Source organism: Spirillospora sp. NBC_01491 (assembly GCF_036227065.1).
GTDB lineage: Bacteria > Actinomycetota > Actinomycetes > Streptosporangiales > Streptosporangiaceae > Spirillospora > Spirillospora xylanilytica.
This window is the reverse complement of record NZ_CP109432.1, coordinates 86,213-112,966: the sequence shown is the minus strand read 5'-3', so window position 1 is coordinate 112,966 and position 26,754 is coordinate 86,213. Positions and strand designations below refer to the sequence as shown.

At 71.7% G+C, this 26,754-nt stretch carries 22 protein-coding genes; 11 read left to right on the top strand and 11 right to left on the bottom strand.

What is annotated here, in order from left to right; all coding sequences use genetic code 11:
- Position 1 precedes the first annotated feature (1 nt).
- Positions 2 to 640, bottom strand: coding sequence for a response regulator transcription factor (locus tag OHA34_RS00515; RefSeq protein ID WP_329520376.1), 639 nt, complete (start codon positions 638 to 640; stop codon positions 2 to 4).
- A complete protein-coding gene (locus OHA34_RS00510) occupies positions 628 to 1,860 on the bottom strand; it encodes a sensor histidine kinase (RefSeq protein ID WP_285943961.1) in 1,233 nt (410 codons plus the stop codon). The genes OHA34_RS00515 and OHA34_RS00510 overlap by 13 nt, the downstream gene beginning before the upstream one ends.
- Before the next feature lie 217 nt (positions 1,861 to 2,077).
- On the opposite strand from OHA34_RS00510, the gene OHA34_RS00505 reads away from it, so the two are divergent.
- Positions 2,078 to 2,905: a DUF4253 domain-containing protein gene (locus OHA34_RS00505; protein WP_285943962.1), complete on the top strand. Its 828-nt coding sequence runs from the start codon at positions 2,078 to 2,080 to the stop codon at positions 2,903 to 2,905.
- Positions 2,906 to 2,935: 30 nt separating this feature from the next.
- Here OHA34_RS00505 and OHA34_RS00500 read toward each other — a convergent pair whose 3' ends face one another.
- A complete protein-coding gene (locus OHA34_RS00500; protein ID WP_329520375.1) occupies positions 2,936 to 3,547 on the bottom strand; it encodes a TetR/AcrR family transcriptional regulator in 612 nt (203 codons plus the stop codon).
- Positions 3,548 to 3,612: 65 nt separating this feature from the next.
- Between OHA34_RS00500 and OHA34_RS00495 the strand changes: the two genes are divergently transcribed.
- Positions 3,613 to 4,758, top strand: coding sequence for an acyl-CoA dehydrogenase family protein (locus tag OHA34_RS00495; protein WP_329520374.1), 1,146 nt, complete (start codon positions 3,613 to 3,615; stop codon positions 4,756 to 4,758).
- Positions 4,759 to 5,213: 455 nt separating this feature from the next.
- Here OHA34_RS00495 and OHA34_RS00490 read toward each other — a convergent pair whose 3' ends face one another.
- Complete coding sequence (locus tag OHA34_RS00490; RefSeq protein WP_285943965.1) at positions 5,214 to 5,774, bottom strand: TetR/AcrR family transcriptional regulator; 561 nt, start codon at positions 5,772 to 5,774, stop codon at positions 5,214 to 5,216.
- A gap of 154 nt (positions 5,775 to 5,928) precedes the next feature.
- Here OHA34_RS00490 and OHA34_RS00485 point away from each other — a divergent pair, with 154 nt between their 5' ends.
- The 3 genes from OHA34_RS00485 to OHA34_RS00475 all read left to right on the top strand — a co-directional run bounded on the left by OHA34_RS00485 (position 5,929) and on the right by OHA34_RS00475 (position 8,504).
- A complete protein-coding gene (locus OHA34_RS00485; RefSeq protein ID WP_285943966.1) occupies positions 5,929 to 7,368 on the top strand; it encodes an MFS transporter in 1,440 nt (479 codons plus the stop codon).
- Positions 7,365 to 8,171 carry an SDR family NAD(P)-dependent oxidoreductase gene (locus OHA34_RS00480; RefSeq protein WP_329520373.1) on the top strand — a complete coding sequence of 269 codons (807 nt, stop codon included), beginning with the start codon at positions 7,365 to 7,367 and terminating at the stop codon, positions 8,169 to 8,171. Before OHA34_RS00485 ends, OHA34_RS00480 begins: the two co-directional genes overlap by 4 nt.
- A gap of 66 nt (positions 8,172 to 8,237) precedes the next feature.
- Positions 8,238 to 8,504: a transposase gene (locus OHA34_RS00475; RefSeq protein WP_329520372.1), complete on the top strand. Its 267-nt coding sequence runs from the start codon at positions 8,238 to 8,240 to the stop codon at positions 8,502 to 8,504.
- Positions 8,505 to 8,776: 272 nt separating this feature from the next.
- On the opposite strand, the gene OHA34_RS00470 is transcribed toward OHA34_RS00475, so the two are convergent.
- The gene (locus tag OHA34_RS00470) at positions 8,777 to 9,268 is read right to left on the bottom strand and encodes a winged helix-turn-helix transcriptional regulator (protein WP_285943969.1); all 492 of its coding nucleotides are present in this window, start codon (positions 9,266 to 9,268) and stop codon (positions 8,777 to 8,779) included.
- A gap of 218 nt (positions 9,269 to 9,486) precedes the next feature.
- Between OHA34_RS00470 and OHA34_RS00465 the strand changes: the two genes are divergently transcribed.
- Both OHA34_RS00465 and OHA34_RS00460 read left to right on the top strand, forming a co-directional pair.
- Positions 9,487 to 10,893 (top strand): MFS transporter, encoded by a 1,407-nt coding sequence (locus OHA34_RS00465; RefSeq protein ID WP_329520371.1) that lies wholly within the window; start codon positions 9,487 to 9,489, stop codon positions 10,891 to 10,893.
- A 123-nt stretch (positions 10,894 to 11,016) separates the two neighbouring features.
- Positions 11,017 to 11,751: an SDR family oxidoreductase gene (locus OHA34_RS00460; RefSeq protein ID WP_285943971.1), complete on the top strand. Its 735-nt coding sequence runs from the start codon at positions 11,017 to 11,019 to the stop codon at positions 11,749 to 11,751.
- A 183-nt stretch (positions 11,752 to 11,934) separates the two neighbouring features.
- Here OHA34_RS00460 and OHA34_RS00455 read toward each other — a convergent pair whose 3' ends face one another.
- Complete coding sequence (locus tag OHA34_RS00455; protein WP_329520370.1) at positions 11,935 to 12,816, bottom strand: alpha/beta fold hydrolase; 882 nt, start codon at positions 12,814 to 12,816, stop codon at positions 11,935 to 11,937.
- A gap of 380 nt (positions 12,817 to 13,196) precedes the next feature.
- On the opposite strand from OHA34_RS00455, the gene OHA34_RS00450 reads away from it, so the two are divergent.
- Genes OHA34_RS00450 through OHA34_RS00440 form a run of 3 tightly spaced genes read left to right on the top strand, consistent with a single transcriptional unit; the run spans position 13,197 to position 16,830 of the window.
- Positions 13,197 to 14,381 carry an acyl-CoA dehydrogenase family protein gene (locus OHA34_RS00450; RefSeq protein WP_329520369.1) on the top strand — a complete coding sequence of 395 codons (1,185 nt, stop codon included), beginning with the start codon at positions 13,197 to 13,199 and terminating at the stop codon, positions 14,379 to 14,381.
- A gap of 41 nt (positions 14,382 to 14,422) precedes the next feature.
- On the top strand, positions 14,423 to 15,607 hold the full coding sequence (locus tag OHA34_RS00445) for an acyl-CoA dehydrogenase family protein (RefSeq protein WP_329520368.1): 1,185 nt from the start codon (positions 14,423 to 14,425) through the stop codon (positions 15,605 to 15,607).
- Between the two features lie 38 nt (positions 15,608 to 15,645).
- A complete protein-coding gene (locus OHA34_RS00440) occupies positions 15,646 to 16,830 on the top strand; it encodes an acyl-CoA dehydrogenase family protein (protein ID WP_329520367.1) in 1,185 nt (394 codons plus the stop codon).
- A gap of 93 nt (positions 16,831 to 16,923) precedes the next feature.
- Here the strand turns inward: OHA34_RS00440 and OHA34_RS00435 are convergent, their stop codons facing one another.
- A complete protein-coding gene (locus tag OHA34_RS00435) occupies positions 16,924 to 17,394 on the bottom strand; it encodes a winged helix-turn-helix transcriptional regulator (RefSeq protein WP_285943976.1) in 471 nt (156 codons plus the stop codon).
- Positions 17,395 to 17,482: 88 nt separating this feature from the next.
- On the opposite strand from OHA34_RS00435, the gene OHA34_RS00430 reads away from it, so the two are divergent.
- On the top strand, positions 17,483 to 18,223 hold the full coding sequence (locus OHA34_RS00430) for a DUF899 domain-containing protein (protein ID WP_285943977.1): 741 nt from the start codon (positions 17,483 to 17,485) through the stop codon (positions 18,221 to 18,223).
- 74 nt (positions 18,224 to 18,297) lie between these two features.
- Here OHA34_RS00430 and OHA34_RS00425 read toward each other — a convergent pair whose 3' ends face one another.
- Genes OHA34_RS00425 through OHA34_RS00410 form a run of 4 tightly spaced genes read right to left on the bottom strand, consistent with a single transcriptional unit; the run spans position 18,298 to position 26,569 of the window.
- Positions 18,298 to 19,695 (bottom strand): cytochrome P450, encoded by a 1,398-nt coding sequence (locus tag OHA34_RS00425; RefSeq protein WP_285943978.1) that lies wholly within the window; start codon positions 19,693 to 19,695, stop codon positions 18,298 to 18,300.
- Positions 19,692 to 20,228, bottom strand: coding sequence for a flavin reductase family protein (locus OHA34_RS00420; RefSeq protein ID WP_285943979.1), 537 nt, complete (start codon positions 20,226 to 20,228; stop codon positions 19,692 to 19,694). The genes OHA34_RS00425 and OHA34_RS00420 overlap by 4 nt, the downstream gene beginning before the upstream one ends.
- Positions 20,225 to 20,683, bottom strand: a complete 459-nt coding sequence (locus tag OHA34_RS00415) for an acyl-CoA thioesterase (protein ID WP_285943980.1) — start codon at positions 20,681 to 20,683, stop codon at positions 20,225 to 20,227. The genes OHA34_RS00420 and OHA34_RS00415 overlap by 4 nt, the downstream gene beginning before the upstream one ends.
- Positions 20,684 to 20,689: 6 nt before the next feature.
- On the bottom strand, positions 20,690 to 26,569 hold the full coding sequence (locus OHA34_RS00410) for a type I polyketide synthase (protein WP_329520366.1): 5,880 nt from the start codon (positions 26,567 to 26,569) through the stop codon (positions 20,690 to 20,692).
- Positions 26,570 to 26,754 lie beyond the last annotated feature (185 nt).

Here is a 26,754-nt window from a genome sequence, read left to right as displayed (position 1 = left end):
CTCAGGAGTTGAGGTAGGCGAGGACGGCCAGGACGCGGCGGTGGCCGCTGTCGCTCGGCGGCAGGCCGAGCTTGAGGAACACCGCGCCGATGTGCTTGCTGACCGACCGCTCGGTGATGACCAGGGTGGTCGCGATGGTGGCGTTGTCGAGGCCCTGCGCCATCAGCGACAGCACCTCGCGCTCGCGGGGCGTGAGAGCTTGCAACGGGTCGCGGCGGGCCGTCATGAGCTGCGAGACCACCTCGGGGTCGAGGGCGGTACCGCCGGCCGCGACGCGCTCGAGCGCGTCGAGGAACTCGTCGACCCGGCTGACCCGGTCCTTCAGCAGGTAGCCGATGCCCCCGGCGCCGCCCGCCAGGAGCTCGGCGGCGTAGGTCTCCTCGACGTACTGCGACAGGACCAGGACGGGCAGCCCGGGCAGCGCCCTGCGGGCCTCGATCGCGGCCCGCAGCCCCTCGTCGCGGAACCCCGGGGGGAGCCGGACGTCGAGGACGGCGACGTCGGGACGGTGCTCCGTCAGCGCGGGCAGTACGTCGGGCCCGGTGCCCGCGACCGCGACGACCTCGTGGCCGTCGCTGGTCACCAGCAGGACCAGCCCCTCGCGCAGGAGGACGTTGTCCTCGGCGATCACGATCCGCATGGCAGGTCCACGTCGAGGGTCGTCCCTTCACCGTCGGGGCTGTCGATCTCGGTGACGCCGTCGAGCGCCGCCACCCGGCGGCCGATCCCGGCCAGCCCGCTGCCGCGGGTCAGATCGGCGCCGCCCTTGCCATCATCGCGCACCCTGATGCGCAGCCGGGCCTCCGCGCGGCGCACCGACACCTCGGCGCGGGTCGCGCCGCTGTGCTTGGCGATGTTGGTGAGCGCCTCGGCCACCACGAAGTAGGCGGCGGCCTCGACCGCCGCCGGAACGTCGCGGGCGTCGTCGGCGACGTCCATCTCGACCGGGATCGGCAGCCCGGCGGTGAGCGTGCGCAGCGCGCCGGGCAGGCCGCGGTCGGACAGGATCGGCGGGTAGATGGCGCGGATCACCGTGCGGAGCTGGACGAGCGCCTCCTCGATGCCGTCCCGGGCGTCCAGGAACAGCGCGCGGGCGGCGGCCGGGTCGGCGTCGAAGCGGCGGTCGGCGAGGCCGAGCCGGAGCGCGACCGACACCAGCTGCGCCTGCGTGCCGTCGTGCAGGTCGCGCTCGATGCGGCGCAGCTCGGCGCCGTGCGCCTCCAGGGCCTCGGCGCGGGTCGCGGAGAGCCGCTCGACCCGTTCGGTGAGGCTGGTGCGCCGGGTCGGGCGCAGCAGCATCTCGGCGAACCGCGGCTGGAAGCGCGCGAGCGCGGGCACCCCCCACCAGAGCACCGCCCCGTTCAGGCCGGCCTGGACGAACGGCATGGTCAGCGCCTTGGGCCAGCTGTCGACCGTGATGATCGCCGCGGGCGCGCCCTCGGGCGCGGCCCACCACCACAGCGGCATCGAGAGCGCGACCACGATCGAGGGCCACAGCGACACCGCGAGGATGGCCGCGACCAGGCCGCCGAACCCGTGTCCCGCCATCCAGGCCGCGTCCCGCCAGGTGGAGGGCGACCTCATCAGCCGGACGCCCTGCTCGAAGGACGTGCCCCGGGGCGGCGGGTACGGCACGGGGATCTCGCGGCCGAGGATGCGGCCCGACCGGATCCGCTCGGTGTTGGCGAGGGCGCGCATCGGCCGTACCGCCTCGGGCAGCCACGGCAGGCTGACCAGCAGCAGCGAGAGGAACGCCGCGAGTGGGAGCAGGATCGCGCCGGCGAGCGCGGGAAGGGCGGTGCGCAGGTTGCCGACCAGGAAGACGGTGGCCTCGCCACTGCGCTTCAGAACCTGCCTCAATTCCGCCTCCCGGATCACCGTAGAGCACTGCGTGACCGGCCGCATCCGCTCCTGGAACAGGCCGCCCGGCTCCCGCCGGGACCGCCGCGGAACGAGGTCCGGGGATCATCGGCCGGAGGCCGAACATGGCTGCGGGTCCCCCTGGCGCCGCCGACGCCGTTACCATCTCGGAGTGCCAAGATCCCGTTGGCACGATCTGTACCGGAAACGGCGTGAGATGGATGACCTCGAGGTCCGGCGGCACCTGCCGGGCAACCTGCCGCAGCTGTTCGCCGACGACGTCGAGCGGACGCTGCCGGTGCCGCTGCCCGAGGGCGACGTGGTGTGGCCCGATCCCGGCTATCCGCAGCGGCAGCTCCTCATGCGTCCCGCGTTCTGGGTGAGCGACCAGCCGGTGCGCGGCGAGCTGTGGGCCAGGATCCGCGCCGAGCACGGCCGGTCCGGGCTGTGGCCGCTGCTGCTGGACGACTCCGACCAGCCGTGGGCCGCGGGCCAGGTCGCCCCCGAGCCGGTGGCCGACATCGGGAACTACGCTCCCACGGCGTTCATGTCCGAGGTGTGGGCCGACTGGGCGGAGCAGGCGGCCGACGCCGACCACGACGACCTGGCGCCGTACGGGCGGCACTGCCCCGGCCCCGCGCCGCGCGGGTCCAAGATGGACGACCCGGACGCCATGGCCGGCCGCTACGCCCGCACCCTCGCCGCACGCGGCCTGTCCCTCGGGCTGGCGGCGGTGGACCGCGGCGCCGACGCGCTGGCCGCCGTGGGCTGGCAGGGCGCGCTGAACCACAACGAGTGGACCGCGCCCCTCGCCGCCGTCGTGCGGAGCTGGGAGGACCGCTTCGGGGCCCGCGTCGTCGGACTCGGCTTCAACACCCTGGAGCTCAGCGTCGCCGCCCCGCCGGTGACGATCCGGCATGCCACGCACGTGGCGGCCGAGCACTGGGCCTTCTGCCCCGACATCCTCTTCCAGGGCCCCGGCACCCTCGCCGGCTACGCCGAGGAGATCCGCGGCAAGACCTGGTGGTCGTTCTGGTGGGACTGACCGCAGGGACCGTCCGCGCGGCGGGCGGGGTCAGCCCTGATCGGCGGCGCGGACGATCCGCAGCGCCAGATGGGCGTTGAGGGCGCCGATCTCCTCGGGTGAGGTCGGGCCCTCGGGGCGGTACCAGCGGCAGACGTCGATGGCCAGGGACGCCAGGGCGCGGCTGGTGCCGGCCACGTCGGCGACGTCGAACTCGCCGGCGGCGGCGCCCGCCTGCACCTCGTCGTGGATCAGCGCGCGCACGCGGCGGCGCCGGACGGCGATCTCGCGGGCGTGCCCGGCCTCCAGCGCGCCCAGCTCGTTCTGGATGACGCGGGCGGCCCGGTGGTGGCGGGCGTGCCAGCGGGCGAAGGCGTACATGAGGGCCCGGAGCCGGGCGGGGTGGCCGGTGACGCCCGCCAGCGAGTCCTGGAGGGTCTCCAGCACCGAGTCGTGCACCAGGGCGGCGATCTGGAACAGCAGGTCGGCCTTGGTCCGGTAGTGGACGTAGAGGGCGCCGGCGCTCATCCCCGCGCCCGCCGCGATGTGCCGGGTCGAGGTGCCGTGGTAGCCGAGCTCGGCGAACGCGTCGACGGCGGCCGTCAGCAGCCGCCGGGACGCCTCGGGCGTGACGGCGGCCCAGATCGCGTCGCTGGGGCTCACCCGGCCATCCTAAGCGATCGCTCAGTAGACTGGCGGGCAGTTCGCCAGATCTCAGGAGGAACCGCATGCGCCGCACCGTCTACGAGGCCGATCACGAGCTGTTCAGGGCGTCCGTCCGGGAGTTCATCGACCGCACGCTGCGGCCCCTGGACGAGGACATCCGTACTGAGCGAATGCTCAGGCGCGAGGTGTGGCTGGAGGCGGGCCGCCAGGGGTTCCTCGGCATGCAGGTGCCCGCGGAGTACGGCGGCCAGGACGCCGGCGACTTCCGGTTCAACGCCGTCATCGGCGAGGAGCTGGCCCGGGTCGCGGCGGCCTACAACTCGATCGTCAGCATCCATGTCGACGTCTGCGCCCCCTACCTGCTGGAGCTGGCCACCGAGGAGGCCCGCGAGCGGTGGCTGCCCGGGTTCTGCACCGGCGAGCTGATCACCGCGATCGGGATGACCGAGCCGTCCGGCGGATCGGACCTGGCCGCGCTGAAGACCACGGCGGTGCGCGACGGCGACTCCTGGGTGATCAACGGGTCCAAGACGTTCATCACCAACGGCGGCCACGCCGACCTGGTCATCGTGGCGGCCAAGACGGCCCCCGAGCGCGGCGCCAAGGGCATCACGCTGTTCGGGGTGGAGGCCGGCACCCCCGGGTTCACCCGCGGCACCAAGCTCGACAAGGTGGGGCAGCCCGAGGCCGACACCTCCGAGCTGTTCTTCGACAACGTCCGCGTTCCCGCCGCGCATCAGATCGGGGAGCTGGACCGGGGTTTCGTCCACATGATGGAGCGCCTCCCCCAGGAGCGGCTGTCGTGCGCGGTCGCCAACGTCGCGCACGCGCGCGGCGTGCTGGAGGAGACGGTCGAGTACGTCAAGCAGCGCACCGCGTTCGGGCAGCCGATCGGCGGCTTCCAGCACAACAAGTTCCTGGTCGCCGAGCTGATCACCAAGCTCGACGTGGCGCAGGCGTTCACCGACCAGTGCCTGGCCGCGCACGTCGGCGGCGAGCTGAACACGGTCGACGCCTCCAAGGCCAAGTGGTGGACCTCCGACGCGCAGAACCAGATCATCGACGGCTGCGTCCAGCTCTTCGGCGGCTACGGCTACATGCGCGAGTACCGCGTCGCGCGGGCCTGGATGGACGCGCGCGTGACCCGCATCTGGGCCGGCTCCAACGAGATCATGAAGGAGATCATCGGCCGGTCGGCTGGTCTCTAGCCTGACCTGTATCTTCATGGACTCGCTAGTGCCGCCCGCAAACATCAAGTTAGCGAGCTTCATGCTCGCTCCATGCGTGGCGACGAGTGGAGATTCGTGCAGGCGACCCTGTGCGGAGTGACGTAAATGACGCCACCCGCAGTTGCCTGCCTCGTGCCTGACGGCTTCGAGACGATGCCAGCGGCACTCCGAGTACCGGCCACCGCTCGCAGCCAAGACATGAACCGAGACGGAGCCGGCCAGCTACTCGCAGCCGGCCCGTAGCTGATCCGGAGCGGTCGGCTCTCCCTCCACCCGAAGGGGGGACCGCTCACACCCGGCCGAGGAAAGTTCCACCCGTATCGGCGTGCGGCTGCAAGTGCAGAGCGAGATGCACCGCACAGAGAAGCGTGGACGACCCGGCCGGAGTCGTCTCGCCGATGGGCGCGAAGCCTCGCAGACGACCTTGTAGCTGGTCAGGACGACACGACCTCTTTGGCCAGACGTACTGCCGCCGTCGCGACTCTGCGCTCCTCGGCAATGCCGCAGTCTGGGGAGTAGAGGCCGTTGATGATCAGCAGGATCCGGTCGACCAGCTGGTCCGGGTCGGCCGTGGAGGTACGCGTGGCCAGGTCGCGGAGCTGGTTGCGGACCATCTCGAGGTGCTCGATGACGAACCGATGTGCGGGATGGTCGCGGTCGGGGTACTCGGCGAGGGTGTTGCGCAGGCCGCAGCCCCGGGTCCCGGGCACACTGTCACCCACGACGCGCACCAGCTCGACGAGCTGCTCTTCCGGCGTCGCAGCGGCGGCGAGCGCGCGGGCGAGCGTGGCGTTCCAGTGGGTGCTGCCCCGCTGCAGGTAGGCCACCACCAGCTCGTCCTTGCTGCTGAACTCGCGGTAGAGCAGGTTCTTTCCGCAGGCCGCCTCGTCGATGATCCGCTGCATGCCCACGGCGTGCACGCCGTATCGATCGAACAGGTCGGTCGCAGCGTCCAGGATGCGTTCGCGCGTCAGAGGTGAGGGCCTTCGGGCCATGCTGACACGGTAGCAGACCGATCGGTCCGTTGGATCATCCCTGTTGACAGGGCGGCACTCAAGCAAGAACGATGCACTCAGAGCGTGGACCGATCGGTCCGCCATCATGGGACCGATCGGTCCACCAACAACGGTTCGGGAAAGGCCTTGCTGAATGGACACCAAGACCGCGCTATCCGACAGGCCCGGCACCGACGTGCCGTACCCACGCCGGTGGGCGGCGATGGTCGTACTGATCATCGCCTTCATGCTGGACCTGCTGAACGTCACGATCGTGAACGTCGCGCTGCCCGCCATCCAGCAAGATCTGCGAGCCGATCCCACCGACCTGGAGTGGATCTCGGCCGCCTACCTGCTCGCCTTCGCCGCGGCGCTGATCACATTCGCCCGGGTCGGCGATCTCCTGGGCCGCAAGCGGGTCTTCCTGTGCGCGGTGGCCGCCTTCGCCGTGACCGGCCTGTGGTCCGGCCTCGCGAACAACGTGGAGATGCTGATCATCTCGCGCGCGGCTCAAGGGCTGGCCGCCGCCGCGATCGCCCCGCAGGTGATGAGCATCCTCTACAGCATGTTCAGCGGACGCGAGCGGGGCACGGTCTTCAGCATGTTCGGCCTGGTCTCCGGGGTCGCCCAGGCGGGTGGGCTGGCGCTCGGCGGCGTGCTGATCACCGCGGATCTCGGCGGGCTGGGCTGGCACATGATCTTTATGGTCACCGTGCCGGTCGCCGTCGTGCTGGTCGCCCTGGGTGCATGGCTGGTGCCCGAGAGCCGGGTCGCCGGCGGAGTGCGCCCCCGGTGGCTCGCCGCCGGAGTGCTCACCGCCGGGCTGGTCGCCATCGTGTTCCCGCTCCTGGAGGGCCGCACCTTCGGCTGGTCGGCCTGGATCTGGATCTGCCTGATCGCGGGCATCGTGGCCGTGGCCGGACTGGCCGTCATCGAGAATCGTCGTCCGGAGCGCAGGGCGGGCGCACTACTGCCCATGGAGTTGTTCCGCAAGCGGGTCGTCACCGCCGCGCTGGCCGTCGAACTGGTCGCCTTCGCGGCTTTCAGCGGCTTCAATCTGGTGACCCTGGTGTGGATGCAGAGCGGTCTGGGTTATTCGGCCCTCGACGCGGGGCTGGTCTCCATCGCGCTCATCGCCGGAGCCCTGCTCCTGACCTCATTCGTCGGCCGTCTCACCCACCGCTTCGGCTACCGCGTGATCCTGGTCGGCTCCCTCGCGGGCGCGGCGGGCAGTGCCGCCGTGCTGGTCGCCGCCGAGTCCGGTTCGGCCGACACGACCGGTTGGGCCCTGGTGCCCGGCCTGTTCCTGCTCGGCGTCGGGACGGTCCTGATCATGCCACCGCTCACCACGATGTTCCTCGCGGCCGTCCCCGTCGAGCACGCCGGTTCCGCCTCGGGCATCTGGAGCACCGGCCAGCAGTTCGGCGCCACGCTGGGCGTCGCCGGCGTGGGCACCGTCTTCTTCGCGGCCGCGGACGACGGCGGCTACGGCTCCGCGATATCGGTCGCCATGTACGTCATCACAGCGGCCCTGGTTCTCGCAGCCGGGCTCACCTTCACCCTCAAGTCACGGTCACAGGGAGAGAGAGCATGAAGAACATCGTCATCCCGGGCGGCACCGCCGGTCTGGGGAAGGCACTCGCCCGTACCTATATCGAGCGCGGCGACAACGTCCTGGCCATCGGCCACGACCCGGCCAACGGGGAGAGGTTCGTCAAGGACGGCGGAGAGTTTCTTCTGGCCGACCTCAGCCTGATCGGCGAGAACAAGCGGGTCATCAGGGAGATCGCGACCCGGTTCTCCTTCATTGACGCGCTCGTCCTGTGTACCCGTTTCTTCCGTTCGCACCGCCGCGAGACCTCAGACGGCTTCGAGCACCAGTTCGCCCTGTACTACCTCAGCCGCTATCTGCTCGGGCACGGCCTCGCCGGCCTGCTGGACAAGGCCCCAGGGCCGGTCATCGTGAACGTCGCTGGGCCGGGCGTGCCCGTCGGGCGGATCCACTGGGACGACCTCGAACTGAAACGCGGTTACGACGGTTTCGAGGCCCTGCTCCAGGGCGGCAAGCTCAACGACCTGCTCGGCGTCTCCTACGCCGACGCTCACTCCGGCAGCCGGATCCGCTATGCGCTCGTGTTCCCCGGCAATGTGGCGGGCAACCTCGCGGGAGAGTTCGATCCGAAGACGGCGGCCCAAGTCGAGCGGATGAAGGCCGGTGGACTGCCGGTCGCGGTGGGCATCGCCCCGATCGTCGACATCATCGACGGCCCGCCGGACGAACCACTGAGCGCATTCTTCGAAGGCCGGCGGCTCAGCCTGACCGGCCCGTCCTTCGACCGGGGCGACGCGACACGATTGGAGTACATCACCAAAAGGCTCCTGGGCGAAGGAGGCTAGAGAGGTGAACCGGACCTTTCGGACAGGTCCCCAACTAAAATGGGGGAGAACCGAAAGGGAAGGTCGTTGGCACGACAGAGGCGGCATTTCATCCAGGAGCACAAGGACGAGATCGTCCGCATGGTCCTGGACGGCCCGCACCCCATCGCCCATGTGGCCGGTGAGGTCGGTATCCACGACACCGCCTCGGGTAACCGGGTCAGGGACTACCGCAGACGGCACGGCGGCGACGCGTCGACGGGAAGCACCGGCGGCGAGAAGAATGCAGTACATCGAGGGCTTCCACAATCGACGCAGGCTTCATTCCGCGAACAGGTATCGGACCCCTCTTGAGGTGTACACCGAGTACCTGAACCGGCAGCAAGCAGCGTAGATCTGCCCGCAGATCACCCATCAGCCAGCTGTCCGGAAGACGCGGGCCCCTCAGGTCCGGAGAGCAAGTGATCTACGGGCAGTGCATCTGGGCCGGCTCCAACGAGATCATGAAGGAGATCATCGGCCGCGACGCCGGGCTCTGAGCCGCACCGCGCCCGGCCGGTCGGCCATCGGCGTCCTTCCGCCCGCACACGTCGCGGAGCGTCCCGCGCTTCGCGCGCTTCGGCGCGTCAGGCGGGGCGGTCCTCGGTGCCGGCCCGGGTGCGGCGCGGGTCGGGGAGCCGGCGCCCGCGCCGCACCTCGGCGTCCGCGGCCGGCCGCGTTTCGCCGCACCGTTCGCATTCCATCTTCAACATGACCCGCCCACCGCAGCCCACGTGCTCGTAGAAGACCGACCGGTCCTCCGGCGGCGCCCAGCTGTCGCCCCATTCTGTGAGCGCGACGATGACCGGTTGCAGGTCCCGGCCTTTGCGGGTCAGCACGTACTCGGCGCGCCCGCCGTCGGCATCGGGCCGCAGCTCGAAGATCCCGGCCTCGACGAACTCGCCCAGCCTCTTGGCCAGGATGTTCGACGCGATACCCAAATTGCGCTGAAAATCCATGAAGCGAGTCATTCCGGAGAACATCGAATTCCGAATGATCAATAGGCTCCACCGTTCGCCAACGATCTCCAGCGTCCGCGCCACAGAACAGGCCTGACCTGAATAAAGGCGTCCCAGCATGAATCAATGCTGACACACCACCTTGTATGATGCAAGGGATTATACTAGCGTGACGCAAGTGAGTGTGCGCCACATCGCGGCCCCTTTCGCGCGGGACGGAACCATTCGAACGCCGTTCCGGGAGCCGGACCTTCCACACCGGCGGCGCCTTCCCGGGCACGAAACGTCGATAAAGATCATCAAACGGGCAGAACCTCTGTAGGAGGGACCACGGCGTCATGACGACGACCACGGACGCACCGGCACGATTCACCGGCCGACAACGGATGACCGTAATCCTGCTGCTCGGCGCGGGGTTCATGCTCTCCGTCGACTACTCGATCCTGAACGTCGCGCTGCCCCGGCTGGGCGCCGGCGTCGGCCTCGCGCCGTCCGAGCTGCCGTGGGTGGTCTCGGCGTTCGCGCTGCCGGCCGCCGGGTTCACGCTGCTGTTCGGGCGGATCGCCGACATGTACGGCCGGCGCCGACTGTTCCTCATCGGCGTCACACTCCTGGCCCTGTCGTCCCTCGTCGGCGCGATGGCGACGAACCCCACGATGCTGCTGACCGCCCGCGTGCTCCAGGGCTTCGCCACCGCGATCGCCACGCCGGCGGCCCTGGCACTGCTGGTCACCTCGTTCAGCGACGAGAAGCAGCGGGCCCGGGTACTCGGGCTCAACGGCGCGCTGCTGTCGGGCGGGTTCACCGTCGGCGCGCTGGTCGGCGGCACCCTCGTGGGCGTGCTGAGCTGGCGCTGGGCGTTCCTGATCAACGTGCCGGTGGCCGTGCTCATCCTGGTGGCCACGCCGTTCCTGGTGCGCGCGAGCAGCGCCCCGGCGGGCGTCAGGCTGGACGTGCCGGGCGCGGTCACGGTGACCCTCGGCCTGCTGGCGTTCGTCTTCGGCGTCATCAACGAGAACGTGTACTCCCTGCTCGGCGGGGTGGCGCTGCTGGTGATCTTCTGGATGATCGAACGGCGGGCGCGGGCGCCGCTCGCCGCGGTGGACATCCTGACCAGGCCCACCATCAAATGGGGCAACGTCGCCGGCCTGGTGGTGTTCGCGATGGAGCCCGGAGCCATCTTCCTGATGACGCTGTACCTCCAGGACGTGCTGCACTTCGCGCCGCTGACCACCGGGCTGATCTTCGGGGTGCCCGGCCTGGCCTCGGTCGTCGCGGGCGTGGTCGCCGGCCGCTTCATCGCCAAGTACGGCCCGCGCAAGGTGCTGGCCGTGGGGCTGCTCGGGCAGGCCGCCTTCACCGCCCCGCTGATCGCGCTCGGCACCGGCCAGGTGTGGCTCTCGGTGCTGATCCCCGCGCTGTTCTTCGGGTTCTTCGCGCACGTGACGGCGATCGTGTCCTTCATGGTGACCGCGACCACGGGCCTGCCCGACTCCGAGCAGGGGCTGGCCACCGGCCTCGCCACGCTGACCCAGCAGGTCGGCATCACCATCGGCGTCCCGATCCTGTCCGCGGTCATGACGACCCAGGCGGTCATGCTCGACGGCCTCCACCTGGCACTCGGCGTCAACGTCCTGATCACCGTGGTCGCCACGGTGCTCATCTGGATCGGGCTGCGCCCCCGGATCCAGCCCGCCGCCGGCGACGCGGGCGCGCGCGACACGCTCGAGGCGAGCGCAGGATAGGTAGGCCCCGGGCCGGGCGGTCCGGCGGACGCCTGCGGTCCGCCGGACTTCGCACGTGCAGAGAAGACATGCCCCTTCTTTCTGGGATGGACTTGCTCCAGCTCCCAAGCAGGAAGGCAGGTTATGTCGAAGCTCAACGGAAAGGTCGCGGTGATCACCGGAGGCACCTCCGGGATGGCGCTGGCGACCGCCGGGCTCTTCGTCCGGGAGGGCGCCCATGTCTTCGTCACCGGCCGGCGCAAGGACAGGCTGGACGAGGCCGTCGCCGCGATCGGCCGGAACGTCACCGGGGTGCGGGGCGACGTCGCCGACCTGGACGATCTGGACCGCCTGGTCGAGGCCGTGGCCGCGGAGAAGGGCCGGGTCGACGTCCTGTTCGCCAACGCCGGCGTCAGCGTCCATGGCGAGCCGCTCGGCACGGTCACCGAGCACTCCTTCGACAGCGTCTTCGACGTGAACGTGCGCGGCACCCTGTTCACCGCGCAGAAGCTGCTGCCGCTGATGGCGGACGGCGCCTCAATCATCCTCACCGGCTCGGCCACCGCGGTGAAGGGCTTCCCCGGCAGCCTGGTCTACAGCGCCAGCAAGGCCGCACTGCGGTCGTTCGCGCGCACCTGGACCGCGGACCTGAAGGACCGCCGCATCCGGGTCAACCTGCTCAGTCCGGGCCCGATCGACACCCCGGCGACCGAGGGCGTCCCGCCGGAGTTCAGAGAGCGCCTCATCGGCATGCTGCCGAGCGGGCGCTTCGGTGCCGACACCGAGGTCGCGACCGCCGCGCTGTTCCTCGCGTCCGGTGACTCCGCCTTCGTCACCGGCACCGAGCTGTTCGTGGACGGCGGCATGGCCCAGGTCTAGCCCGTGTTTGAAAGCCCGGCCCGGCGTCCTCGCCTGGCGGCTCGGACGCCGACCTGGCTTGGGCGAGGAGGCCCGCTGCACCTCGCCTGGCGGCGCGGGGCAGGCGGGCCTCCGCCGCCCCGGACCGGGCGTGCGGGCCTCCCGGCGGTGAACGCCGGGAGGCCCGGTCCGCCTTCGGCGGCGCTACGCGACGCAGTTCGCGAGTGCCGGCGACGGCGCGGGAACCCCGGCCGGGCCGAAGAAGAGCTTCGCGCAGTCGATCACGAACTGCGGGTTCTCCTCCTGGGGCCAGTGGCCGGCGTCGGGGACCACCACGCCGCGCACGTTGCCCGCCACGTGCCGGAACGACTTCGCGACGTCCAGGGCCAGCATGTGCTCGCCCCCGATCGCCAGCACCGGCTGGCTCAGCCGCTTGGACTCGGCGTTCGCCCGGATGTCCTCGGCGTTCGCCGCCCACGAGCGGTAGATCTTGTATCCGGCGCTGCGGCGGGCCGGGTCCATGTACGCGTCGATGTAGTGCTGGATGTCGATCCGCTCGGGGTGCCGGGCGAACTTCCGGAAGACGTTGCCGTGGAACATGGCGACGCTCGCGTCGGTGATGATCTCCTCGGGGACCGGATGGGGCTCCATGTTCAGCAGGAAATGGAAGTCCTTGCCGTACAGGTCCTCCAGGCCGAACCCGTTCAGCACCGAGTCGAGCACGGCCAGGCGGGTCACCTCCCCCGGGTGGTCCCGGGCCCAGACGTAGCCCGTCACCGCGCCCTGGTCGTGCGCCAGCAGCTTGACCTCGCCGAAGCCGAGCCGGTTGAGCGCGAGGTGCATCCGCGCGGCCTGGGTCTTGGTGTCGTACCCGTCCGCCTGGACCGAGGAGTCCCCCATGCCCGGCATGTCAAAGGCGATCACCGTGTGGGTCCGGGCCAGCTCGGGCATGACCTTGCGGAACTCCCACCAGGTCTCCGGCCAGCCGTGCATCATCACCAGGGCCGGGCCCGTGCCCCCGATGACGTAGTGCAGGAAGCCGTCGTCGATCGGGACGGTCCCGTGCAGGAAAGACGGGTCGAACACCGCTGGACCTTCCAATGGTTCAGGCTCGACCGGCATGCCGAACTCCCTCTCTCGCGGGGTTACAGGGCAATTGCACCATATCCACAAGGCGGATTCGGCCGTTCTTTCAGGATGCTCGATCCACCAGGCCGCGTTCCGTGCACCGCACCGTGGGCCCCGGAGTCCCCCGACCATTCACCGGGTAGACGTGAATCAAATACAGACCCGAGCAATTTGGGAGATGTGCTCGACTCCGGCCCATGTCAAGGTTGGCACGACTGGTGAGGCGGGCGCCCACGAGAACGGCGGGGCGGTCCAGTCGAACGCCTTTGTCCGAACCGCCGCCAGCGCGGAAGTCCCATCCATTTTCACTGTCCCTGCGATCTCACCGAGGAGCACAGATGACGATCATCGAGGCGCCGCCGCGGCCCGACCTCGTCGGCCGGGCGACGGAGCTGGTCGACCTGATCCGCAAGCACGCCCCATGGCAGGAGGAGAACCGGACCCTGCACGAGGAGGTCCTCCGCGGGCTCGTGGACTCCGGTCTGCTGAGGATGACGGTTCCGGCGCACTTCGGGGGCAGCGTGCCGGACGCGCGCACCGTGTGCGACGTGGTCGCCGAGCTCGGCCGCGGCGACGGCTCCGTCGGCTGGACCATGAGCACGTGGACGATCGGCGCGTGGATGGCCGGGCTGTTCCCGGACGAGGCGCAGGACGAGATGTTCGCCGACCCGGAGGTCCGGATCTGCGGCTCCATCGGCCCGAACGGGCTGGCCGTGCCTACCGACGGCGGCTACGTCCTCAACGGCAAGTGGCACTTCAACACCGGCAGCCCGCAGAGCCAGTGGGCCGTCCACGCCTCGCTGATGGAGACGGGCGACGGTCAGATCGCCCCGGCCACGATCGCGGTCCCCATGTCGGAGCTGACGGTCGTCGACGACTGGCACACCTCGGGCCTGCGCGCCACCGGCAGCGTGACGACCATCGCCGAGAACCTCTTCGTCCCGCGGGCGCGCGTCCTGCCGATGCTCCCGGTGATCCTCAACAACCAGCACCTGTCGGAGCGGAACGCCGACTACCAGGCCTGGCGGATGCCGTTCCTGCCGTTCGCGGTCGCGGTGGCCGGCTCGCCCGCGCTGGGCATGGCGCAGGCCGCCCGGGAGGCGTTCTTCGAGCGGCTGCCCGGCCGCAAGATCACCTACACCGGCTACGAACTCCAGGTCGAAGCACCCCTCACCCACCTCCAGGTCGCCGAGGCAGCCGTCAAACTCGACGAAGCCGAGTTCCACCTGAACCGCCAAGCCGAACGCCTCGACACCAAGGCCCAGAACGGCGAAACCTGGACCCTGCAAGAGCGCGCCCTCGCACGCATGGACGCCGGCGCCGTCTGCCAGCGCGCCAAGGAGTCCGTCGACGTCCTCAACACCGCCAGCGGCGGATCGTCCATCTACTCCCACGTGCCGATGCAGCGCATCGAGCGGGACGTCCAGGCGATCAACCTCCACGGGGTCATGCACCCGAACACGAACGCGGAGACGTACGGGCGCGTGCTGTGCGGCCTGGAGCCCAACACCGACTTCCTGTAGACGCCGCCCGACCTCGAACCAACGCTGAGCGAGGAGCACAAATGACGAACACCGAGGCCCCGCCGCGACCCGACCTCGTCGGCCGCGCGGCAGAACTGGTCGGTCTGATCCGCAAGCACGCCGGATGGCAGGACGAGAACCGCGTCCTGCACGACGAAGTCCTCCAGGGGCTGGCCGACACCGGTCTGCTGAAGATGCGGATCCCGGTACGCTACGGCGGCTACGAGTCCGACACCCGCACCGTGTGCGACGTGGTCGCCGAGCTCGGCCGCGGCGACGGCTCCGTGGGGTGGACCGTCAGCACCTGGATGATCGGCTGCTGGCTGGTCGGGCTGTTCCCGGACGAGGTCCAGGACGAGGTCTTCGCCGACCCGAACGTGCGGATCTGCGGCAGCGTCAGCCCGAACGGGATGGCCGTGCCGACCGAGGGCGGCGTGACGCTGAACGGCAAGTGGCACTTCAACACCGGAGCGCCGCAGAGCCAGTGGGACGTCCACTCCGTGCTGCTGGCCACCGACGACGGCAACTACGTCCCGGCGGCGGTCGTGGTCCCCATGTCGGAGCTGACGGTCGTCGACGACTGGCACACCTCGGGCCTGCGCGCCACCGGCAGCGTGACGACCATCGCCGAGAACCTCTTCGTCCCGCAGGCGCGCGTCCTGCCGATGCTGCCCGTGCTCCTCCAAGGGCAGCACCTGTCGGAGCGGAACGCCGACTCCCCGGTGTGGAGGACGCCGTTCCTGCCGTTCGCGGCCACGGTGGGCGCCTCGCCCGCGCTGGGCATGGCCCAGGCCGCCCGGGAGGCGTTCTTCGAGCGGCTGCCCGGCCGCAAGATCACCTACACCGGCTACGAACTCCAGGTCGAAGCACCCCTCACCCACCTCCAGGTCGCCGAAGCCGCCGTCAAACTCGACGAAGCCGAGTTCCACCTGAACCGCCAAGCCGAGCATCTCGACACCAAGGCCCAGAACGGCGAAACCTGGACCCTGCAAGAGCGCGCCCTCGCACGCATGGACGCCGGCGCCGTCTGCCAGCGCGCCAAGGAGTCCGTCGACGTCCTCAACACCGCCAGCGGCGGATCGTCCATCTACTCCCACGTGCCGATGCAACGCATCGAGCGGGACGTCCAGGCGATCAACCTGAACGGGATCATGCACCCCGACACCAACGCGGAGACGTACGGGCGCGTGCTGTGCGGCCTGGAGCCCAACACCGACTTCCTGTAGACGCCCCGGCGTCGACCCACGATGAGCGAGGAGCACAGATGACGAACACCGAGGCGCCGCCGCGGCCCGAACTCGCCGGCCGCGCGACGGAACTGGTCGACCTGATCCGCAAGCACGCCGGATGGCAGGAGGAGAACCGCGTCCTGCACAAGGAGGTCCTCCAGGGGCTTCGCGACACCGGTCTGCTGAAGATGCGGGTCCCGGTGCGCTATGGCGGCTACGAGTCCGATACGAGCACCGTGTGCGACGTGATCGCCGAACTCGCCCGCGCGGACGTCTCCGTCGGGTGGACCATGAACACCTGGATGATCGGCTGCTGGCTGGCCGGGCTGTTCCCGGACGAGGTCCAGGACGAGATCTTCGCCGATCCCGATGTCCGGATCGGCAACAGCGTCAGCCCGAACGGGATGGCCGTGCCGACCGACGGCGGCTATCTCCTCAACGGCAGGTGGCCGTTCAGCACCGGCATCCTGCACAGCCAGTGGTTCGCCCACTCCGCCGTGATGGCCGTCGAGGGCGGCGACCCGGTGCCGGTCGTGATCGCGATCCCGGCGGCGGACCTGACGATCGTCGACGACTGGCACACCGTCGGCATGCGCGGCACCGGCAGCGTGACGACCATCGCCGAGAACCTCTTCGTCCCGCAGGCGCGCGTCCTGCCGATGCTCCCCCTGATCCTCCAGAACCAGCACCTGTCGGAGCGGAACGCCGACTCCCCGGTGTGGAGGGTCCCGTTCTCGCCGTCGGCGGCGGCGCTGGCCGGCGCGGTCGCGCTCGGCACGGCGCGGGCGGCGCGGGAGGCGTTCTTCGAGCGGCTGCCCGGCCGCAAGATCACCTACACCAACTACGAACTCCAGGTCGAAGCACCCCTCACCCACCTCCAGGTCGCCGAAGCCGCCGTCAAACTCGACGAAGCCGAGTTCCACGTGCGCCGTGCCGCCGGGCGCCTGGACGCCAAGGCCCGGACCGGCGAGCCCTGGACGATGGAGGAGCGGGCCGTCGCGCGGATGGACATGGGCGCGGCCACGCTGCGGGCCAAGGAGTCGGTGGACGTCCTGAACACCGCCAGCGGCGGATCGTCGATCTACTCCCACGTGCCGATGCAGCGCATCGAACGGGACATGCAGACGATCAGTCTCCACGGGGTCCTGCACCCCAACACCAATCTCGAACTCTACGGGCGCGTGCTGTGCGGCCTGGAGCCCAACACGTACCTGATCTAGAGCGGCACGGAGATCGGCTCATGCGGCCGGGGCCCGATGGTCCCGGCCGCAGGCGTGCGCGGCGGCGGCGCACGGCCCCGCCGCTCTCCGGCGCTACGCCGGCTCGGCCGCCTGGGGCGCGCCGGGGCCGGGCACCGCGACGATCTCGGTCACGGCGGGCGTCCGGCCGCACTCCCGGCAGGTGGCCGACAGGTGCACCGGGCCGCCGCACCCGTCGTGCTCGAAGAGGACCGGCGGTCCCTGCGGCGCGGCCCACCGGTCGCCCCATTCGGTCAGCGCCATGATCACCAGTGCGAGCTCGCGGCCCTTCGGAGTGAGGACGTACTCGCTGGCGCCCACCATCTCACCGGTCGGCCGCGACTCCATCAGCCCGTCGGACACGAAGCCGTCCAGTCGCTTGGCGAGAATGTTCGGGGCGATGCCGAGGCGGCGCTCGAACTCCGAGAAGCGGGTCATGCCGCTGAAGACGGCATTGCGGATGATCAGCAGGCTCCAGCGCTCGCCGACCAGTTCGAGGGCGCGCGCCGCGGAACAGTTCTCGCGTTCGTACATACGACCCAGCACAACCCAATCCTACCGAGAAAAAACCGTAGTGACGCAGGTCATGTTAGGCTGCTTGCATCATGCAAGCCAGGGAGGAGAGCGAGACCAGATGAATCTTCCACAGGTCGTCTCACCCGACGAGTGGCTCGCGGCGCGCAAGGAACTGCTCCGCCGCGAGAAGGAGTTCACCCGCGCCCGCGACGCGCTCAACGCCGACCGGCGGCGGCTGCCGATGGTGCGGATCGAGAAGGACTACACCTTCACCGGCCCAGGCGGCGAGGTCGCGCTGCTCGACCTGTTCGACGGCCGCCGGCAGCTCATCGTCCAGCACCTCATGCTCGAGTCGGCGGACGAGGCCCTCTGCAGCGGCTGCACCAGCATGGCCGAGTCGCTCAACGACGGAGTCCTCGCACACCTGGGCCGGCTCGACACGGCGTTCGCCGCCGTGTCGCGCGCGCCGTACCCGGAGGTGCGGAAGGTCGGCGAGGCGCAGGGGTGGACGTTCCCCTGGTACTCGTCCTCCGGCAGCGGTTTCAACCGCGACTTCCACGTCACGCTCGACCCGGCGGTCGCGCCCCCCTACTACAACTTCCGGGACGCCGGCGAGCTGGCCGCGGCGGGCTTCGACTGGATGAAGGACTACGTCGGCGAGCAGCCCGGCATCAGCTGCTTCCTGCGCAGCGGCGACGAGGTCTTCCACACGTACTCGACGTACGCCAGGGGCCTTGAGGCCATGATGACCAGCCTCCACCTCCTCGACCTCACGGCCCTGGGCCGGCAGGAGGACTGGGAGGAGCCGAAGGGCCGGACGGCCGCCTCACCGCAGGACGACGCCGGCCTGCCGTCCTGACCGGAGCCACCCGGGACCGGACGTCAGCCGCCCTGCCGGCGGTATCCGCCGGCAGGGCGGTGCGCGCGTGCCCGCTACCCGGAAGCGGGGCGCACGTTCATCGGCAGGCCGCCGCGCACGCGCAGGGACAGCATGGCCTCCGGCCGCACCCGGTGGCCCGGTAGCGCGGCCAGGCGCAGGTCCCTGCTGACCAGCGCGAGGACGAAGACCGCCTCGATCAGGCCCAGGTTCTTGCCGACGCAGAAGCGCGGCCCCGCGCCGAACGGGATGTAGGAGTAGGCCGGCCGTTCGCCCGGCCTGCCGGTGTCGAAGCGGTCCGGGTCGAACCGGTCCGGGTCGGCCCAGTACCGGGGGTCCCGGTGCAGGGTGTACGGGCAGATCATGACCTTGGCCCCGGCGGGCACGTGGTAGCCGCCGATCTCGTCCTCCCCGAGCGACAGCCGGGGCAGGATCCAGACCGGCGGATAGAGCCGCATGACCTCCTCGATGACCCTCCCCGTGTAGGTCAGCCGGTGCAGGTCGGCGTACTCGGGCAGGCGGTCGCCCAGCACCTCCCGGGCCTCCGCACGGAGCCGCGCGGCGACCTCGGGGTGCCGGTCGATCAGGTGGAACGCCCAGCTCAGCGTGCTGGCGGTGGTCTCGTGGCCGGCGAGCAGCAGCGTGACCAGCTCGTCCCGCAGCCGGCTCTTGATGACGCGCCCGTCGACCGCGCTGCGGACCGACCCGAGGAGCCGCGCCATGACGTCGTCGCCGCCCGCGTGCGCGCCGGCCTGGGTGATCAGCTCGCCGACGACGCGGTCCAGGTACCCGCGGGCGCGCCGGTAGCGCCGCTGCTTCGGCAGCGGGAGCCAGGACGGCACCGAGCTGAGCGACATCATCTCGAAGATCGCCTGGTCCTGGACGGACTCGAACGCCTCGCCGACGGAGCCGAACGCGCCGAGGTCGGCGTCCAGCAGGGCGCGGCCCAGCACACCGAGGGTGAGCCCGGTCATCTCGGCGCGGACGTCCACCGGGCCCTGGCCGGCCTTCGCCCGCAGCCGCTCGACCAGTCCCGCGGCCTCTTCCGCGATGGCCGTCGCCTGCCCGGCCATCCGCCTGGCGTGGAACACCGGCTGGATGGCCTTGCGCTGGCGGCGCCACAGTTCGCCCTCGCTGGTCAGCAGCCCGTCGCCGAGGGCCCGGCGGGCGTGCGTGAGCCCGATCCCCTTCCGGTAGTTGACGCTGTTGTCGGCGAGCACGTGCTTGGCGTGGTCGGGATGGTTGAAGAAGTACAGCGTCGTCGGGCCCAGCGGCAGCCGCACGGCGTCGCCGTAGCGCGCCGCGGCGTCCCGCATCACCGCCAGCCGGTCCCGGGCCAACCCGGCGAGCAGGATCGGCATGGCGGTCCGGGGAGGGCCGGGCGGGCGGCGCCGTCCCGTGCCGCCGCCGCGCGGGCCGGGCGGAGGCCGGACGTCCTGGTCGGGGAGGGTCACGACGCCACCTCGCTCCCCTCCGGGACGAGCCGCCGGAAGCCGCCGTCGAAGAACAGCAGCCCCTCGTCCTCCTCGCTCCGCTCGGCCGACAGCAGCCGCCCGAGGAAGATCGTGTGGTCGCCGGCGTCGTGCCGGCGCCAGACCTCGCACTCGAAGCCCGCGAGGGCGCCGCCGATCATCGGCACCCCGGTGAGCCGCCCCGGGACGCAGTCGACGCCCTCGAACTGGGCGGTGCCGAGCGGACGCCGGCGGTCGGCGAAGTGCCGGGCGACCCCCTCCTGGTGCTCGGCCAGGACCGACACCCCGAAGCAGCGCGCCGTGTCGAGCCCGCGATGCATGATCGCGGAGTGGTCCACGCAGATGAGCACGAGCGGTGGGTCGAGCGAGACCGAGCTGAACGCGTTGGCGGTCATCGCGTGCGGGCTCTCGCCGCCGATGGTCACGACCGTGACGCCGGTCGCGAAGGCGCCGAGTGCCCGGCGCAGGAACCTGGTGTCGGCGATCTCCGGGGCGGGCTGCGGCTGGACCGTCATGCCGGCCTCCCCGCTTCGACGAGGGTCGCCGGGGCGTACGGCCGCAGGGCGTCCACCAGGACGCCGGGCACCCGTGCCGGGACGGTCCGCGTGTTCGGTCCGCGCATGCAGGCGACGCGCTGGCGTCCGCGGGCGATCAGCGTGCCGGGCCCGACGGGGTCCAGCCGGAGGTAGTCGAAGCCGAACTCGAGCTGCGTCTGCGCCAGCTCGATCAGCCGCATCCGCACCGACAGCTCGTCGAACGCGGTGATCTCCGCGAAGAACTCGCAGTCGACCTTGAGCGTGAACAGCTTCAGGTCGTCCTGGAGGTCGGCCAGGACGGCCGGGGCCTTCTGCTTGAGGAACAGCTCCCGGCACCGGCCCTGCCATCGGAGGTAGTTGACGTAGTAGACGTTGCCGACGAGGTTGGTCTCCTCGAATCCGACCGTGTGGAGGTACTCGAAGTAGTCCGCCATAGTGGTCTACGACCGCCCTTCAGTGAGGATTGCGAACACGGCCGGCTCGGCGCGGCCGTTGAGCGACGTGGCGAACGTCGCGATGAGCAGGTCCCCGGAGGCCAGGACCGCCCAGCCGCTCCGGGACCTTGGTGCCAGGGCGAGCGGGGCGTCCATCGGGAGCCCGGCCTTGCGCAGGCACTCGATGGCCGTCCACACCCGCGTGCCGGCGACGGCGGCGTCCTCGTCGAGTTCCTTGGCGACCAGTGCGGCCAGGTCCCCGTACCGGCCCAGCAGGCCGGCCCAGTCCGCGGCGGTCCGCTCGGTCGCACTCTCGACGTCGCAGCCGACGGTCGTCCCGGCGACGGCGCACAGCGTCACCCCGGCGCCGTGCGAGGCCGAGAGCAGCCGATCGCCGTCGATCTCCGGGCGGCCGTCGGGGCGGTACCGGATGTCGAGGCCGGCGCCAGCGTCGAGCGCCCGGCGCGCGGCGACCGCGGTGCGGCGCCGGCGTTCCCCGGTGTCGCCCGCGTCGCCCGCCCCCGCGCCGGCGCCCGCGCTCTGCTCGTCGGGCTCCACGGCCAGGGCGACGCGGGTCCCGGTGATGTCCTCCACGGCCCGTTCGAGGAACGGCCCGAGCAGCGGAGCCGCCCACGGCCCGCGGCCGTCGCCCTTGCGGACGGCCTGGAGGTGGAGCCCCTCCCACCGTTCGACGACCTCGCCCGCGCCGTTCCTGACGGCGATGTCGTAGACGTAGGTGTCGCCCTCGTGGAGACGCTCGGTGGCGCAGTAGCGCAGAGTCCCGCCGGTGCCCAGCCCCGCGCCGCCGGGATGGATCCGCTCGATCCCGGTCGGCAGCAGCGTGGCGTCCGGAACGCAGACCTGGTTGCCGTGCATCAGGGCGTCGCGGACGCCCGGGTCGCCCAGCAGCAGCCCGCCCGGCAGGTAGCCGGCGAACCAGTCGGTCTCGACGGCCGCGACCTCGGCGTCGACGTGCCGCGAGGCCGCCCGGTGGTAGCGGCGCAGGCGCTGGAACCGGCCGCCCTGGAACAGGACCGGCCCGTACAGGTCCGCGGCCGGGTCAAGCGGCACCGCCGGCAGCCCCGCCCCGGTCTGCTCCGGCGGGCCGTCCGGAGCCGCGCCCTGACCGAACCGCAGCCTGGCGCGGAAGTGCTCGGCGGCGAACCCCGTCTCCGCGCTGCGGATCGACGCCTGGACGGTGTCGTCGTCGGTGACGACCGCGGCGACGCGGATCACCGTGCTCCCCTCCGGGGGGACGACGATGGGCCGGACGAACTCCGCGTCCTCGATGACGGGCGCCCCCGGGCGGCCGGTGACCGCCGCGGCGGCCTGGGCCATCGCCTCCATCCCGAACACGGCGGGGAACAGCAGGTTCCCGTCCAGCAGGTGATCGGCCAGGTACAGGTCGGTGCCCGCGTTCAGCTCCACCTCGGTGACGAGCTCGACCCCGTGGTAGCGGACGAGCGGGGTGCCGAGGAAGCGCATCAGCGGCAGTTCGGGCCGGTCGTGCCGGACCGTGTCGATGGTCCCGGTCCGGCCGCTGACCACCACGACCTCCGGCGCGTCCGGGTCGGCGAGCAGCCGGCGCATGATCTGCACGCCCTGGTCGGGGGCGACGGGGGTGATCCCGTCCTGGGCGAGCGACTCGACGACGGCGAGCCGCTCCCCCATCCCGACCCCGGACCAGACCGACCATTCGAGGCACAGGGCCCGGCAGCCGGGGTACTGCTCCGCCGTCTCCCGGGTGAGGGCGGCCAGCCACTCGTTGGCCATGGCGTAGTGCCCCTCGCCGCGCAGTCCGGCGCGGCCGATGATGCTCCCGAACGTGACCAGCAGCCGCAGCCGCTCGGGCCCGACGGCCGACAGCACCGTGCGGAGCCCGTCGATCTTGGGGGCGAAGGTCGCCCGGACCTCGTCCATGTCGAGGGCGGTCAGCCCGCGCGGCAGATTCCGGCCGGCGCCGTGCAGCACCGCCGTGACCGGCCCCAGCTCGCGGGTCGCGGCGGCCACCGCGGCGCGCACCCCCGCCGCGTCGCAGACATCGGCGCGGTAGTAGCGGGCGGTCACCCCGGCCTCGGTCATGCGCGCGAGGTTCGCGGCCAGTTCGGCGTCCTCGCGCGGGTCGGAGCGGCCGAGCACCGCCAGCCGGGCGCCGGTGTCGCCGGCCAGCGCCAGCGCGCACTCGGCGGTGATGCCCTTGCCTCCCCCGGTGACCAGGAGGACGTCCGAGCCGTCGAGCGGCGCGGCCGTCCGCTCCGCGCGCACCGGCATGGCGCGCAGGGTCGGGACGCGGCGGACGCCGTCGGCGTCGTAGTGGACCTCGGCGTAGTCGTCGGTCGCGGCCACCTCGGCGGCGACCCGGGCGGCGGCCTCCGGGCCGGGCGGGACATGCGCGATGGTGACGCGGAGGTGCGGGGCCTCCAGCCGCAGCGTCTTGGCCAGGCCCGCCGCGCCGCGCCCGTGCTGGACGAGCACGAAGCGGTCGCCCGCCTCACCCGACAGCGCGGCCTGCACGCCTTCGAGGGCCGACGCCAGGTGCTCCGCGGCGCAGTCCTCGGGTAGGCAGACCAGGACGCCGGGGCCGGTCCCGGTGGCCTGGAGGGCGGATCGCAGCGGCTCGGCGAGCGGGTTGCCGCCGGGCGCGTACAGCCGCCACTCCCGCTGCCCGGACGGGTTCCGCGGCCCGGCGCCGTCCGGCGGGGGAGGTTCGGGAGAGCGCACCGGCGGCGTCTCGACCAGGTCGACGGCGAACGGCCTCGCCCACGCACCGGCCCCCTCGACCACCGGCGCGGGCGCCGTCTCCCCCGAGGTCTCCGCGAGCTGGTCGAGCGTCTCGGCCAGCTCCCGCAGGGTGGCCGTCGCGAAGCTGGTCGGCGGCTGGAGGATGGTCACCCCGCGGGCCTGGGCCGCCAGGTTCATCACCTGGCCCACCGTGATCGAGCTCAGGTGCAGGTCGTCGAGCAGCCGGCTGTCGTCCGACACCATCTCGACGGGGAGCTCGACGCGTTCGGCCACCAGGCGGCGGAGCGCCCCGAGGGTGCTCTCGTCGGTGCCTTCACCGGCCGGGCTCCCGGCGAGCTCGGGACCGGCGGGCGCGGGGCCGGCGGCCTCGGGGCCGGTGGGCCGGGCTCCCGCCTCCCGTCCCCCGATGCTCACGGCGGGCGCCTGCTCGCACGGGCTGGCGAAGAAGGCGAACGTCTCGCCGATCTCCAGCGGCCGGGCCAGCCGGTCGTGGAACAGCGCCTCGTGGTCCACCGGCGCCCCGATGACGTACGCGGCGCCCGCGACGCGCAGCAACCCGCGCAGCGACTCGTCGTCGGTGTCCAGGGCCACGGCCGGCACGCCCGTCGTCTCGGCCGCCAGCCCGCTGAGCACCCGACCCGGCCCGACCTCCACGAACAGGTCGACGTCCTTGGCCGCCAGCTCGACCGCGCGGGTGAACAGCACCGGATCGGTGATCTGGCGGCGCAGCAGGGCGGGGATGTCGGTCTCGGCCGGCAGGAGCGCACCGGTGACGGTGGAGATGATCCGCCGCCCGATCCGGCCGAACTCCCTCTTCTCCAGCCCGGCCGCGAACGCGTCCGCGGCGGGCGCGACCAGCGGCGAGTGGAACGCGTGCGAGACCGCCAGCCGGGTCCAGGACACACCGGCCTCGGCCGCTCTGGCGCCGGCGGCCTCGATCGCGTCCGCCGGTCCCGCCACGACGGTCTGCGCCGGCCCGTTGTAGGCGGCGATGACGACCGGGAGGTCGCGGATCAGCGCGGTCACCTGGTCGGGCGGGGCGCCCAGGCCCGCCATCGTGCCCGACTCGCTGTGCTCGGTCATGGTGCGGCCGCGGTCGCCGACCAGGCCGAGCAGCGCCGGCCCGTCCATCGCCCCGGCCCAGTGCAGCGCGGAGATCTCCCCGAGGCTGTGGCCGACGGCGACGCCCGCCTCCAGCCCGAGCAGCGACAGCGCGCGCAGGCCGGCCATCGAGCCGGTGGCGATGCGCGGCTGCGCGACGGCGGTCGCGACGGCGTCGCCCGCCGCCGGCAGCGCCGCGCGCTCGTACACCTCCTCGACCTCGGCGAAGCGGCGCCGGAGCGCCCCGCCGCTCAGGCCCTTCCCCGACCCCTGTCCGGTGAAGAGGTAGCCGATCCGCCCCTCGCCGCTCGCGTGGCCGAGGAAGCGGCGGCCCTCGGGATCGGCCAGCACCGTCTCGCCGGCGTCGAGGGTCTCCAGCAGCCGCCGCAGGCCCCGCTCGGCGTCCTCGGGCGAGGAGACGACCAGGGCGGCCCGGTACGGCAGGTCGCGCAGCCGCTGGTGCAGCGTCGCCGCGAGGTCGCCGAGCTGGGCGTACGACAGGGTGGGCACCCAGTCGGCCAGCTCGGCGAGCCGGCCGCGCAGCTCGTCCGGCGAGCCGCCGTCGACGAGCAGCAGCTCGGCGTCCTGCACCGACGCGGCCAGCGCACGGGTCCGGCGGCTGAACGGGCGGGGCCGCCGCGCCCCGGCGCCCTCGACCACCACATGGCTGTTGATGCCGCCGAAGCCCATCGAGGTGATCCCCGCCCGCGGCGGCGCTCCGTCCGGCCAGGGCTCGGCCTTGCGCAGGACGCGCAGCAGCTCGCCGTTCTGCTCGATCACCGGATGCGGGTCCACGCAGCCGACGGTCGGTGGCAGCACCCGGTGGTGCACCGCCAGCACCGCCTTGATCAGACCGGCCACCCCGGCGGCGGCCTTGGTGTGGCCGATCATCCCCTTGACGGTGCCGATCACGGCGGGCGCCGCCGCGGCGCCGGCGGTCGCCGCGGCGTCCGCCCTGGCCCTGCTGAGGGCGGTGAGCTCGACGCCGTCCCCCACCTCCGTGCCCGTGCCGTGCCCCTCGAACAGCGGCACGGTGTCGATGCCGAAGCCGGCCCGCTCGTAGGCGCGCCGCAGGGCGAGCCGGTACCCGTCGGCCTCGGGGCGGGTGATCCCGCCCCGGCCGTCGGAGGAGATGCCCCACCCGGCGACGGTGGCGTAGACGCGGCGGTCCGCCCGGACGGCGTCCGGCTCGCGCATCAGCACCACCATGCCGCAGCCCTCGCCGGGCCAGAAGCCGTTGGAGTTGCGGTCGTACACCCGCATCTCGGTCCGGGCGAGGGCGCCGGTCTTGGCGAAGCCGACGATCTCGAACGGGTCGATCGAGAGGTCGACGCCGCCCGCGATCGCGACGTCGAGGTCGCCGTCGAGCAGCGCCTTGCACGCGGTCGACACCGACAGCAGCGAGGACGAGCAGGCCCCGTCCACCGCGTAGCCGCCACCGTTGAGGTCGAAGTAGTTGCAGATCCGGCCCGCGATCGTGTTGGACAGCCCGCCGGCCAGGGTGTCCTCGTCGGGCGCGGGGAACGGGCTCTTGTAGGTGTCCTCGAGGTCGTCCAGGAACCCGCCGAGCCGGGCGTCGTCCCAGCCCTGCTCGCGGAGCGCCGCCGCGACCGTCCGCCGGACGTAGGGCCAGCGCAGCCGCATCAGGTTGGCGCGGGTGAACTCTCCGGTGAGGGTGTTGCCGACGACGACGCCGGTGCGTTCGCGCCGCAGCCCCTCGGCGTCGGGGAAGCCCGCGTCGGCCAGGGCCCGGCCGGCGACGTCGAGCGCCAGCCAGTGCGTGAGGTCGGTCGACCGGTAGGTGCTGCCGGCGATGCGGTGGGCGACCCGGTCGAAGGTGTAGCCCTCGATGACGGCGGCGTTCCTGGAGTAGAAGCTGTCCGGGGCGGCCGGGTCCGCGTTCCAGTAGTCGGCGAGCCGCATACGCTCGTCGGGCAGCCGCCGGAAGGCGCGGCGACCGGCGAGCGCGTTCTCCCAGAGCCGGCCCGGTGAATCGGCATCGGGATAGACGCTCGCCATTCCCACAACAGCAACCCTAGGCATATCCTCATCGCCTCTTTCTGCATCGTGATGATTTACCAGCGTGCCCTACTCGATGCAGATCCGACTTCTCTTGAAATGCTTGAAGACCGATCACCGGAACGGTGAATTCAAATAACACCGTTTCATAATGGTGTCATTTATTGAAATCGCCGGTAGTCGCGGCGGGCATGCCGAAGAGCGGCTCC

Coding starts and splice junctions, on each gene's coding strand:
- OHA34_RS00515 (WP_329520376.1), bottom strand. CDS start 640: ATGCGGATCGTGATCGCCGAGGACAACGTCCTCCTGCGCGAGGGGCTG.
- OHA34_RS00505 (WP_285943962.1), top strand. CDS start 2,078: ATGGATGACCTCGAGGTCCGGCGGCACCTGCCGGGCAACCTGCCGCAG.
- OHA34_RS00495 (WP_329520374.1), top strand. CDS start 3,613: ATGCGCCGCACCGTCTACGAGGCCGATCACGAGCTGTTCAGGGCGTCC.
- OHA34_RS00490 (WP_285943965.1), bottom strand. CDS start 5,774: ATGGCCCGAAGGCCCTCACCTCTGACGCGCGAACGCATCCTGGACGCT.
- OHA34_RS00485 (WP_285943966.1), top strand. CDS start 5,929: ATGGACACCAAGACCGCGCTATCCGACAGGCCCGGCACCGACGTGCCG.
- OHA34_RS00480 (WP_329520373.1), top strand. CDS start 7,365: ATGAAGAACATCGTCATCCCGGGCGGCACCGCCGGTCTGGGGAAGGCA.
- OHA34_RS00470 (WP_285943969.1), bottom strand. CDS start 9,268: ATGCTGGGACGCCTTTATTCAGGTCAGGCCTGTTCTGTGGCGCGGACG.
- OHA34_RS00465 (WP_329520371.1), top strand. CDS start 9,487: ATGACGACGACCACGGACGCACCGGCACGATTCACCGGCCGACAACGG.
- OHA34_RS00460 (WP_285943971.1), top strand. CDS start 11,017: ATGTCGAAGCTCAACGGAAAGGTCGCGGTGATCACCGGAGGCACCTCC.
- OHA34_RS00450 (WP_329520369.1), top strand. CDS start 13,197: ATGACGATCATCGAGGCGCCGCCGCGGCCCGACCTCGTCGGCCGGGCG.
- OHA34_RS00445 (WP_329520368.1), top strand. CDS start 14,423: ATGACGAACACCGAGGCCCCGCCGCGACCCGACCTCGTCGGCCGCGCG.
- OHA34_RS00440 (WP_329520367.1), top strand. CDS start 15,646: ATGACGAACACCGAGGCGCCGCCGCGGCCCGAACTCGCCGGCCGCGCG.
- OHA34_RS00430 (WP_285943977.1), top strand. CDS start 17,483: ATGAATCTTCCACAGGTCGTCTCACCCGACGAGTGGCTCGCGGCGCGC.
- OHA34_RS00420 (WP_285943979.1), bottom strand. CDS start 20,228: ATGACGGTCCAGCCGCAGCCCGCCCCGGAGATCGCCGACACCAGGTTC.
- OHA34_RS00415 (WP_285943980.1), bottom strand. CDS start 20,683: ATGGCGGACTACTTCGAGTACCTCCACACGGTCGGATTCGAGGAGACC.
- OHA34_RS00410 (WP_329520366.1), bottom strand. CDS start 26,569: ATGCCTAGGGTTGCTGTTGTGGGAATGGCGAGCGTCTATCCCGATGCC.